We start from the raw sequence: 10,925 nt of genomic DNA, 5'->3' as shown, positions 1-10,925 counted from the left end.
GCCGGGCCGAAAGGGCCTGGCGCACCCCGTTTCTCAGTCGACCAGGCTGGTGGCGCGGGCGCCGACGCCCGCGGTCATGGCGGTGAAGCCCGCGCGCAGGTGCTTGCCGAGGGCCAGCTCGACGACCGGGCTGAGCCAGCCCGCGAGAGTGAACCGGGATTCGTAGCGGCAGCGGTCCGGGCCCAGCGGCACCACGGTGTGCGAGCGCAGGCTGTGCAGCGCGCCCAGCGGCACCGGCTTCATCGCGTAGCTGAACTCGCTGCCGGGGGTGTGGGTACGGATCCACTCGCGCTGCGGGCGGCGGTTGCCGCCGAGCTGCACCCGCATGTCGATCGGCGTGCCGGGCTCCAGCGTGCTGGCCGCCTCGAAGCAGAAGGTGTTCCATTCGCCGTAGCGATCGAAGTCGGTGAGCACCTCCCACACCTTCGCGGCGGGTACGTCGATCTCGATCGTTTCGTCGATCACCAAGGCCATGCCTGCAAGTTAGGATATGTTCTAGTTTTCGGCAACCGGCGGTCAGGCCGGCCTGCGGCGGCGCTTGCGCAACGCGTCGATGATCACCGCGCTGGCCGCGGTCGCCGCGAACAGGCCCAGCACCGTCCTGGCCAGCGGCCACAGATTGGGGCGGTCGGCCGGGTCGGTCTCGGCGAAGACGTTCTCCACCACCGGCGCGCGGTACTCCTGCCTGCGCGAGTTCACGTCCACGGCGGTGAAGGCGATATCGGCCATCACCCCGCAGCGGGCCCGGGAGAACTCGTCGTCACGCAGTTCGCAGGAGGAGTGGATGCGCCGGTTCAGCGCCGCGTCCACCGCCCGGCGGGCCCACGGGCCCAGCGGCTCGTCGACCCGCTCGGCGTAGCGCAGCATGTCGTAGCCCAGGTCGTGGGCCTTGCAGGCGGGCTGGAACTCCGCGGGCAGGGTCACCGGCGAGGAGCAGTCGCCGTTCGGGTTCACCAGCAGGCCGTTCTGCACGGCCGGGTCGTAGCCGAACTTGAAGCCGAAATCGCGCGGGATCAGCGCGGGAGCGTCCGGATCGTCGTCGGTCAGCGCCCGCACCACCGCGGCCGCGGCGGCGTTCTCGGGCAGGTCCGGCGTGGTGCCCATGGCACCGGGGGAGGACATCACGACCGCGGCGGCCATCGCCACACCCGCGGTGCACAGCGCGACCCCGCTACGACGGCGGTGCTGGGCGGCCGGGGCCGGGGCGGGAACGGAGGCGGTGGAATCGGCGGTACGGGCACGGCGAGCGGCGGGCACCAGGCGAAGCGGGGTGTACATGGCCTCCGACGGTAAGGAGCGGGGTGCGCGGCGGGCATCCCGCTACGGACCGGTTCACGAGGGGCGCGGGCGGGTGACCCGGCGCCGGGGTCACACCAGGGTAGGGGGTCGGAATTCGCTCGTGGGTATGAGGTCCGCTGACCGGACGGTTCGTAGGCTCGCAGTCATGTCCGGACATCTGCGCCCCGCCGCGCGCCGCGTTCCCGCGCGCACCTGGTTCGACCTGGCCACGGTGCTGGTCGCGCTGATCCTCTACAGCATCGCCTGGCCGACGCTGTTCGTCACCCACGAGGTGTCGCCGGTGCTCGCGCCGCTGGTCTCGGCGCTGGCGGTGTTCCCGATCCTGCTGGTGCGGGTCAACCCGGCCCTGGGCTGGGCGATCTCCGCCGGTTCGGCGCTGCTGATCTCGCTGGGGGTCGCACCGAGCGCGGGCAACGATCTGCCGTTCGAGGTGGTGCACGTCATCGTGCTGTTCGTGCTGCTGTTCGCGGTGGCGTTGCGCTCGCCGGTGCCGATCATCGTGGTGGCCTGGCTCGCGCAGTCCATGCTGTTCGCCACCACCATGCCCGGCGCCGACACCGGGCCGGTGTGGGGCTGGGTGATCGGCTTCGGCGCGCTGGCGCTGTTCGGCTATCTGGTACGCACCGTGCTGGCCTCGCGGCGCAGGCTCGAACAGCAGGAGGAGGTCACCGAGCTGGAACGGGCGCGCCGCGCCATTCTCGAGGAGAAGGCGCGCATCGCCCGCGACCTGCACGACGTGGTGGCCCATCACATGTCCATGGTGGTGGTGCAGGCGCAGACCGCGCCGTACCGGATCGCCGATCTGGAACCGGCCGCGCGCGCGGAGTTCGAGTCCATCGGGGCGACCGCGCGCACCGCGCTCAACGAGATCCGCGGCCTGCTCGGCGTGCTGCGCAGCGACGGGCAGCTGCCCGAGCACGCGCCGCAGCCGCGCGCCGCCGACATCCCCGCGCTGTGCGCCTCGGCGCAGCGGGCCGGGCTGCCGGTGGAATGGACCGTCACCGGGGAGCTCGAGGCGGTGCCGGAGTCCACCGGGCTGGTCGTCTACCGGGTGGTGCAGGAGTCGATGGCCAATGCCGCCCGGCACGCGCCGGGCGCGCCGGTGCACGTCGCGGTCGCCGTCGGTCCGGCGCTCATCACCGTGGGCGTACACAACGGCGCCGCCGACACCGTGCCGCGTCCGGGACCCGGCGGCGGGCACGGGATCGAGGGCATGCGCACGCGGGTCGGCGCGGTCGGTGGTGAGCTCACCGCCGGCGGGCTGCCCGACGGCGGATTCGAGGTGTCGGCGCGGCTGCCGATCCCGATGGGGTAGCGGCGAAGTCCGGGGAACACGTCGCGGGCGCGCGCATTAGGGTGGTCGGGTGGCAATAACCGTTTTGATCGCCGACGACCAGGCGATGGTGCGGCAGGGCTTCGGCGCGCTGCTGAGCGCCCAGCCCGATATCAGCGTCGTCGGGGACGCGCCCGACGGGAAGGTCGCCGTCGCCGAGGCCAAGCGGCTGCGCCCCGATGTGGTCCTGATGGACGTGCGCATGCCGCAGATGAACGGACTCGACGCCGCCCGTGCCATTCTCGCCGCCGGATTCGAACCGCCGGTGCGGGTGCTCATGCTCACCACCTTCGACATCGACGACTACGTCTACGAGGCACTGAGCCTGGGCGCGAGCGGTTTCCTGCTCAAGGACGCCCCCGCCGAGGAACTCGTGCGCGCGGTGCGGGTGGTCGCCGACGGGGAGGCGCTGCTGGCCCCGACCATCACCCGCAGGCTCATCGCCGATGTCACCCGCAGGCGCAACACCGTGCGCACCCCCGCCGCGCCCGCGCTGGGCGCGCTCACCCCGCGCGAACGCGAGGTGCTGGAACTGGTGGCCAAGGGGCTGTCGAACACCGAGATCGCGGCCGCGCTGTTCGTCGCCGAACAGACGGTGAAAACCCATGTCTCCAAGGTCTTCTCGAAGCTCGATCTGCGCGACCGCGCCCAGGCCGTGGTGCTGGCGTATGAATCCGGCCTGGTCGTCCCCGGCTGAGCGGGCCCGCTCAGCCCGGGCAGACACCGCCGGTCAGGTTCGGCAGGTGCCGCGACAGCAGCAGCGCCAGGCTGTCGAGCAGGGCGGTGGTGTCCTCGAAGGTGCCCGAATCCGCCTGGGCCGCAATGGCGACCGCGAGTCGGCCGCTGCCGACGGGTACCAGGCCGAACTGGCGCACCGTGTAGACGCCGGTGTCGTCGTCGGGGCCCCAGCCGCCCTTGAACTCGGTGTCGTCGAGCAAGCCCAGACCCCACGCCTGATCCGGGGTGATCTCGCCCATCAGCGCGGTGACGATCTCGGTGTGCGGCAGGCACGGCAGCCGCGAGGCGAAACGCACCTGATTGGCCAGCGACCACTCGGTGCCGCCGAACGCGGTCTCGTCGATATCGGTGTGCACCACCTTGCCCGACGGGAGCTGTCCGCCCTCGTCGAGGATCTGCTCGACGGCCGCGCGCGCCTCGGGGGCGTCACCGAGGGATTCCCACAGGCCCTCGGCGGCGTCGTTGTCCGACACCGTGATCGCGGCGCGCACCATCTCGAAGATCGACTGGTTCTGGTCGTGGCGCAGCGCGGCGATGGCCAGCGGGACCTTGATCGTGGACCAGGCGATGCCGGTGGTCCAGTCGCCGAAGATCGTCATCCGGCCACCGCCCACGGGCATCAGGGCCATCCCCACCTGCCCGGGCAGCTGCGCCTGCAACTGGGTGAACTCCGCGGCCAGCGAATCGGGCAGCACGATCGACAGACCGGGGTCCCAGGCGTCACCGCTGTCGACGGTGACCGTCGGCGCGCTCATCGGCGTCGCCGTGCCAGGGACGGAACACGAGACGGACAGCGCGGCCGCAGCCACCACCGCCGTGGACAGCGCCAGCCTGCGACAGGCAGCCGCCGTTGCGGTCGACCTCACCACCGAATCCTCCCCACCACCCACTGCGCGTCGGCGCCCTGCTCCGGCGGTGCAAACTACTCGTCGAGCGCGCCCGGACGATACCGGACGCATGTCAGCCAGTTTCGCCGATTTACGGCGAGAATTCGAATGACCGTGGTCACGCCGCCGCGCGGGTGCCATGCTGGTCCGCCACGGAGGCCGGAAGGGGGTCGCAGTGCACGACATCGGTGAGGTGTTCGCCGGGTTCACCATCGAGCGCATGCTCGGCCAGGGGGGCATGGGAACGGTGTATCTGGCGCGGCATCCGCGCCTGGACCGGTTGACCGCGCTCAAGCTGCTCAACCGGGATCTGTTCGCCGACGAACGGATTCGCGCCCGCTTCGAACGGGAGGCCGATCTCGCGGCCGGGCTGGACCATCCCGGGATCGTCACGGTGTTCGACCGGGGGACCGAGGGCGAGCAGCTGTGGATCAGCATGCAGTACGTCGACGGGGTGGACGCCGCCACCGTCGACCCGATGACGCTGCCGCCCGAACGGGCCGTGCAGATCATCGAGGGCGTGGCCGACGCGCTGGACTACGCGCACGGGCGGGGCGTGCTGCACCGCGACGTGAAACCGGCCAACATCCTGTTGGCCCGCTCCAGCGGCGGCCAGGGGGAGCGGGTGTTCCTCACCGACTTCGGGATCGCGCGCCTGCGCGCCGATTCCACCCACCTCACCCAGCAGGGCATGTTCACCGCGACCCTGGCCTACGCCTCGCCCGAACAGATGACCGGCGCCGAACTCGACCACCGCTCCGACCAGTATTCCCTGGCGTGCAGCCTGTACTGGATGTTCACCGGCATCGCGCCCTTCGACTCACCCGACCCCAACGAGATCATCCGCGGCACCCTCTACCTCCCGCCACCCCCACTCGCCCTGCGCCGCACCGGCCTGCCCCCCGCCATGGACGCGGTCCTGGCCGCCGCCATGGCCAAACACCCCGCCGCCCGCTTCGACTCCTGCACCGCCTTCGCCACCGCCTGCCGCCAGGCCCTCACCAACACCCCACCGTCCCTCCCACGCCCCTCGGGCCCACCCGCCGGCTACTACCCCCCGGCAGCGCCCTATCCGCCCCAGGGCCAACCGGTCCCACCACCGGTCCAGCCGCCGGTCGTGCCGGGCCAAGTCCTGCCCTCAGGTCGGCCGCCCGTCGCGCCCCAGACCCAAGTCCCGCCGCCGGGTCAGCCACCCTTCGCGCCGCACGGGCAGGTTTCGCCTCCGGTTCACCCGTCGGTGGCGCCTCACGGCCAGGCGCCCATCCCGGCACAGGGCCAGGTTCCTCCACAGGGGCAAGTCCCGCCCGCCCCGGCCTCCGTGCAGGGTCAGCCGCCGGGCGCTCCGCAGGGCCAGGGCTCGGGCGCCCCCGGCACGCCCCGAGGGCAGGTCGCGCCGCACGGGCAGGCCCCGCTTGACCCGGCTCAGGGGCACCAGTCCCGGGGCGCGCTTCAGCCTCGAGGCCAGGTCCCCGGTCACCCGGCGGCTTCGATGCCGGACGCTCCCGAGGGCGCGGCCGGGCAGGGCGCTGAGGACGTATCCGCCACGGCCGCAACCGATGTCGTGGCGATGCCGGATCTGGCCGCGCAGGAGGCCGCGAACGCGAGTGCGCGCACGGAAGTGGCCGCGCTCGCCCCGACGCCTTCTGTCGGCACCCCGGCCGACGAAAACCCGGGAACGGCCGAGGATTCCGATGACACACCGGCCGGACAGGATTCAGACCCCGCGCACCTGGACAGCGCTCCGGGTGGTTGCGGTGATCCGGGAACCGGCTCGGGACAGGCTGACTCGCGGGAGCTCGACGGCCGACCGGGGGGCTCACCGGAGCTCTACGGCCGATCAGGGACTCCGCCGAAGCCGAGCGGTGATGCGTTGCAACTGGGTGCCGTAGCGCCGAAGCCGGATGGTGATGCGTCGGAATCGGGTGCCGTAGCGCCGAAGTCGGATGGTGATGCGTCGCAATCGGGTGCCGTAGCGCCGAAGCCCGGTGGTGACGGATCGCCACCAGGCGCCGTCCGCGCCGTACCGGGCTCGGGTGACGCTCACCCGGGCGATGCCCAAGTCATCTCCGGTGAGGCTCGACCAGGGTCGGTGCCACCAGGTCCGGCGGGTCGACCGGGTGACGCTTCGGCAGGTGGGCAGGACGGCCATGCACACGGTGCGGGTGACGCGTCCCCCGCGGCAGACCGAACGCGGGGACCCGGCGCTGTCTCGCCGGGCAACGGGCCGGGCGCTCCCGGGATGGCCGGTGGGCGGGGGGCTCCGGAGGGCCCGCCGACCGGGGGGCTGCCGATGCTGCCGCCCGGGCACGGGCCGTGGGCGGGTCCGCCTCGGCGGCCGGTGAAGCCGGGGTTGTCGGTGGTGCACCGGCTCGGCTGGCTGACCTTGGCGATGCTGGTGCTCGCCCTGCTGGCGCTGGTGGTCGCGCTGGTGGTCGTGGTGCTGCCCGATGACGAGGAGGACGCGGCGGCGAGTTCGGGGGGCGGTATGCCGTCGAGTTCGGAGTCGAACGACCGGGAGTTCGACGCGGGGGCGCTGGCGCCGAGCAGGCGGACCTTTCCGACGCTGGTGCCGCAGGGTGCGGTGACGGAGGGGCTGGGGTATCGGGGGGCGCGCTGTGTGGCGGTGCGGGATGTCAGCGAGCTGGAGTGGAAAGAGCCCGCGCTGCAATGGAATCCGATCGCCGCGGGCTGGCAGTGCGAGCGCACCGACAACGCGTCGGGGCCGGTGAGCTACCTGGTGCTCGAGTACGCGAGCCCGGCGCTGGCACGGTCGGTGGTCGGCGCGCTGCCGGGTGCGGCCAGATACGAGGGAGACAAGGACGGTGTGCCGTTCCAGTTGCGCCGCTGGGTGGTCGGCGATCCGGGCAATTCCCGCGTCCAGACCGCGCACCAGGTGCTGAGCTTCCCCGAGGACGAGGATCGCGCGAATTACCTGGTGGCGGTGAGCCGCCGGGGCAGCAGCGGCCGCGACGGCGCCCCGCGCCCCACGGCGCAGGACGAGGTGGTCGCGTGGTGGGAGGAAGTCCCGCTGTAGAGAAAACGGCGGCACCCGCGCGATGCGGGTGCCGCCGTTCAAGGTGAGGCTCAGTCGACGGCGAGCGCCGCGATGATCGGCATCCGCGCCGCGCGCACCGCGGGCGGGATCGAGCCGAGCAGCGCCAGCACCAGCGCGACCACGCCGTAGACGACCAGGATCGGACTCGCCTGGTAGACGATGTCGATGGTCATCGCGTGCCCGATCGCGACCGTGGCCAGATACTGCACGGCCGCGCCGATCACCAGCCCGATCACCGCGCCGACGATGCCGATCCCGGCGGCCTCGGCCAGCACCGACCGCAGCAGGAACTTGCGGTTGGTACCCATGGCGCGCAGCACCCCGAGTTCACGCCGCCGCTCCAGCACCGACAGCATCAGCGTGTTGAGCAGCGCCACCGTGGCCACCAGCACGACGATCCACAGGATCATGGTGCTCATCGCCGAGCCCTGCTCCACACTCGACGAGATCGCCGCGAGCATGTCGGCACCCCGGTCGACGTGGATCGCCTCGGGCACCGCCGCGCGCACCGCGGCCTGCACGGCCTGCGGGTCGGCGCCGGGCGCGAACTGCACCGACAGGATGGTCTCGCCGGGCCGCTGATACCACTCGCGCATCTGGTCCAGGCTCATCATCACCACGCCCGACACCGCGGTGAAGTACGGAATCACCTGCAGCACAGGTACGGTCCGCTCACCCGAGGGGGTCGGCATGGTGATCTCGTCGCCCGCGGTGAGCTTCATCGACCGGGCCACATCGCGGGTGATCACCACCCCTTCGCCGCGCGCCATCTTGGCGATCACGTCGGGGGTCACCGCGCCGAGCCGGGACTCGTCGGCCCTGGGCTGATAGCCCTGCAGCATCACCCGGCCGCTGCCGATCGTCGCGAACGCCATCTGCGCGGGCTGCACCCGCTCGACACCGGGCACCGCCGCCACCGTGGCGGCGAGGTCGGCGGGCAGCACCGGACCGGTCGGGAACTGCTCGGCCGGGCTGGGGCTCACATACAGGTCGGTGTCGTCGAGATTCTCGAACGACTGCGTCGCCGAATCGACCATATTGCTCGACGCGCCACCCAGCGCGACCACCGCGGCCACGCCGATCATCACCGTCATGGCCGTCGCCCAGACGCGGCGCGGTGCCCGCTCCAGGGTGGTCGCGCCCAGGGCACCCGGCGCGCCGAACCAGCGCGCGATGCCCGCGGCGGCGCGCACGATCGGGCCGGTCGCGGCGAAGCACAGCATCACCGTCGCGGTCAGCGACAGCGAGATCGAGGCGAGCGAGATCCGGCCGAGGTCGAGGGCGGCCAGCACGATGGCCAGCGCGCCCAGACCCAGACCGCCCACCAGCGCCGCCCAGCGCAGAATCCGGCTGTCGGCGGCGGAATCGCCCGCCTCCACCGGGGCGAGCGCCTCGACCGGGGCCACCTTGTAGACCTGCCGCGCCGCGATGCCCGCGGCCGCCACGGTCGCCAGCACACAGGCCGCGATGGCCGCGGGGATGGCGTAGTCGGGGACCAGGAACTCGGTGCGCGCCTCCACCGACTGCACGATGGCCGCGGGCAGCCGGTCGATGGAGAACCGGCCCATGAACACGCCGATGGCCGAACCGATGATGCCGCCGATCAGGCCGAGCAGGGCTGCCTCGACCAGCAGATCACGCACCATCGGCGCGCGCTTGCCACCGATCGCGCGCAGCAGCGACAGCGTCGGCCTGCGTTGCGCCACCGCCATACTCATCGCGTTGTAGATCAGGAACGCCGACACGATCAGTGCCGCCGCCGAGGACATCAGCGTGGAATAGCGCATGATCTGGATCGCCCCGCCCGCCTGTGCGGTCCGCAGACTCGGCTCGGCGACCACCGCGCGGCCGTCCACCGCCTCGGTGAGCGCGGTGCGCAGCTTGCCGATATCGGTCCCGGGCTTCGCGATGATCTGCACCGAGTCGAGCTTGTCGACCTTGTCGGTGAGCAACTGGGCCAGCGGCAGCGGCGCGGCGACCACGTGACCGCTGTTGAGCCGGTCGACGGTCCCGGCGGGCAGCACCGCGGCCACCGTCGCCGTGCCCCAGCCGATCGGGATGCTGTCGCCCTCCTGATAACCCATGGCCGCGCCGACCAGCACGCCCTTCGGGGTGCTGATCAGCTTCGAGGTGTACTCGGCCATCGGACCGGCCAGATCGCTGCCGAGCGCGGCGATGGTCTGGTCGGCGCCGATCAGCATGGCCCGGTCGGCGCCGGTGCCGAGGGTGGCGCGCAGCATCGGCACCGCGGTGGCCACGCCGGGGGTGGCGGCGATGGCGGGCAGCATCGACTGCTCGAAGCCCGCGTCGGTGATGCCGGTGACCTCGAGCGCCGCGTCCCCGGCCAGGCCGAGGGTGAGCCGGTCGACCGAACCGGTCACCGAACCGGAGATGCTCAGCACCGCCACCAGCAGGGCCGCCGATACCGCCATCACGGCGGTCGACAGCACGGTGCGGCCGGGATGCCGGAACAGTTCACCGATATTGAACAGCCGCAACCGATCCCACGCCGCGGCGATCACGCGTCCACCCGCGGGGTCACCACGTCGTCGGCGCCGATGCGGCCGTCACGCAGGGTGACCACCCGGTCGCAGTAGGCGACCGCGCCCATGTCGTGGGTCACCATCACCACCGAATTGCCTTGCGCGGTGATCTCTCCCAGCAGGGTGAGGATGGCCTCGCCGGTCTTGGAATCCAGATTGCCGGTGGGTTCGTCGGCCAGGATCAGCGGCGGGTCCATGATCAGCGCGCGGGCCACCGCCACCCGCTGCATCTGGCCGCCGGAGAGTTCGGCGGGCCGGTGCTGGGCGCGATCACCCAGGCCGACCAGCTCCAGCAGTTCCAGCGCCCGCGGTTTGGCCTTGCGTAATCCGGTGCCGTCCAACAGCTTCGGCACCGCCACGTTCTCCCACGCCGACAGCGTGGGCAGCAGATTGAAGAACTGGAAGACGAAACCCACCTGCTCCAACCGGAACGCGGCCTGCTTGTCCTCGTCGAGGCCACCGATCTCGGTGCCGCGGAAGCGGATCGAGCCCGAATCGGGGCGGTCCAGCGCGCCGAGCAGATGCAGCAGCGTGGACTTGCCCGATCCGGACGGGCCGATGATCGAGGTGAACTGCCCCGTCTCGATGCGCAGGCTCACCTCGTCCAGAGCGCGCACCTGCTGGTCACCGACGCGATACTGCTTGACCACCTGGCTCAGCTCGAGCATCGGCGGCTGCTGCGGTGATGGCGTGTCCGGCATGTGTTGTCCCCCAGGGGTATTCGATGGGCGAATGTCAGCGCGCGAGCGCCCGGGCACGGGTAGTGTGCCCGATCACCGGGCGTGCGTCGAGAATTGCCCGCAGTGCGGGCTGCTCGGCGGCCAGTTGCAGATAGGCGTCCATCGGTGTGGCGCCGTCGATCTCGGCCAGTTCCAGCTTGACGTGCAGGTGGTTGTCCCAGCGGTTGCGCAGGGCCAGCAGCAGGCCCTCGACCCCACCGAAGAGCCGGTCCAGCTCCGGGAGTCCGTCGAACAGGCCGGGATGTTCGGGGTCGTCGGCAGCCCTGGCGAGCACGGTGTGCACGATCTCGGTGCGACGATGCTGATCGGTCCAGGTCATGAGCTTCACCT

General features: G+C 71.7%; 9 protein-coding genes. 3 read left to right on the top strand and 6 right to left on the bottom strand.

Features of this window, described 5'->3' with window-relative positions; genetic code table 11:
- Nucleotides 1–33: 33 nt before the first annotated feature.
- Nucleotides 34–474: an SRPBCC family protein gene (locus ACWEMY_RS26115; protein ID WP_452392144.1), complete on the bottom strand. Its 441-nt coding sequence runs from the start codon at nt 472–474 to the stop codon at nt 34–36.
- Between the two features lie 42 nt (nt 475–516).
- Nucleotides 517–1,278 carry a hypothetical protein gene (locus ACWEMY_RS26110; protein ID WP_375929360.1) on the bottom strand — a complete coding sequence of 254 codons (762 nt, stop codon included), beginning with the start codon at nt 1,276–1,278 and terminating at the stop codon, nt 517–519.
- Nucleotides 1,279–1,444: 166 nt separating this feature from the next.
- Between ACWEMY_RS26110 and ACWEMY_RS26105 the strand changes: the two genes are divergently transcribed.
- Nucleotides 1,445–2,614: a sensor histidine kinase gene (locus ACWEMY_RS26105; RefSeq protein ID WP_452392143.1), complete on the top strand. Its 1,170-nt coding sequence runs from the start codon at nt 1,445–1,447 to the stop codon at nt 2,612–2,614.
- Nucleotides 2,615–2,663: 49 nt separating this feature from the next.
- Nucleotides 2,664–3,329, top strand: a complete 666-nt coding sequence (locus ACWEMY_RS26100) for a response regulator (protein WP_375929358.1) — start codon at nt 2,664–2,666, stop codon at nt 3,327–3,329.
- A gap of 10 nt (nt 3,330–3,339) precedes the next feature.
- On the opposite strand, the gene ACWEMY_RS26095 is transcribed toward ACWEMY_RS26100, so the two are convergent.
- A complete protein-coding gene (locus tag ACWEMY_RS26095; RefSeq protein ID WP_375929357.1) occupies nt 3,340–4,236 on the bottom strand; it encodes a serine hydrolase in 897 nt (298 codons plus the stop codon).
- 196 nt (nt 4,237–4,432) lie between these two features.
- Here ACWEMY_RS26095 and ACWEMY_RS26090 point away from each other — a divergent pair, with 196 nt between their 5' ends.
- On the top strand, nt 4,433–7,291 hold the full coding sequence (locus tag ACWEMY_RS26090; protein WP_452392142.1) for a protein kinase domain-containing protein: 2,859 nt from the start codon (nt 4,433–4,435) through the stop codon (nt 7,289–7,291).
- Between the two features lie 50 nt (nt 7,292–7,341).
- Here ACWEMY_RS26090 and ACWEMY_RS26085 read toward each other — a convergent pair whose 3' ends face one another.
- From ACWEMY_RS26085 to ACWEMY_RS26075, 3 genes are read right to left on the bottom strand one after another with little or no spacing between them, the layout of a single operon-like run.
- A complete protein-coding gene (locus tag ACWEMY_RS26085) occupies nt 7,342–9,834 on the bottom strand; it encodes an FtsX-like permease family protein (RefSeq protein ID WP_452392141.1) in 2,493 nt (830 codons plus the stop codon).
- A complete protein-coding gene (locus ACWEMY_RS26080) occupies nt 9,831–10,556 on the bottom strand; it encodes an ABC transporter ATP-binding protein (RefSeq protein WP_375929354.1) in 726 nt (241 codons plus the stop codon). Before ACWEMY_RS26080 ends, ACWEMY_RS26085 begins: the two co-directional genes overlap by 4 nt.
- A 34-nt stretch (nt 10,557–10,590) precedes the next feature.
- Nucleotides 10,591–10,914 carry a hypothetical protein gene (locus ACWEMY_RS26075; protein WP_452392140.1) on the bottom strand — a complete coding sequence of 108 codons (324 nt, stop codon included), beginning with the start codon at nt 10,912–10,914 and terminating at the stop codon, nt 10,591–10,593.
- Nucleotides 10,915–10,925 lie beyond the last annotated feature (11 nt).

This window comes from Nocardia sp. NPDC004415 (genome assembly GCF_053602435.1).
Note: the sequence above shows the minus strand (reverse complement) of the source record. Positions and strands in the feature narration are given on the sequence as shown.

Coding starts and splice junctions, on each gene's coding strand:
- ACWEMY_RS26080 (WP_375929354.1), bottom strand. CDS start 10,556: ATGCCGGACACGCCATCACCGCAGCAGCCGCCGATGCTCGAGCTGAGC.
- ACWEMY_RS26115 (WP_452392144.1), bottom strand. CDS start 474: ATGGCCTTGGTGATCGACGAAACGATCGAGATCGACGTACCCGCCGCG.
- ACWEMY_RS26075 (WP_452392140.1), bottom strand. CDS start 10,914: ATGACCTGGACCGATCAGCATCGTCGCACCGAGATCGTGCACACCGTG.
- ACWEMY_RS26105 (WP_452392143.1), top strand. CDS start 1,445: ATGTCCGGACATCTGCGCCCCGCCGCGCGCCGCGTTCCCGCGCGCACC.
- ACWEMY_RS26110 (WP_375929360.1), bottom strand. CDS start 1,278: ATGTACACCCCGCTTCGCCTGGTGCCCGCCGCTCGCCGTGCCCGTACC.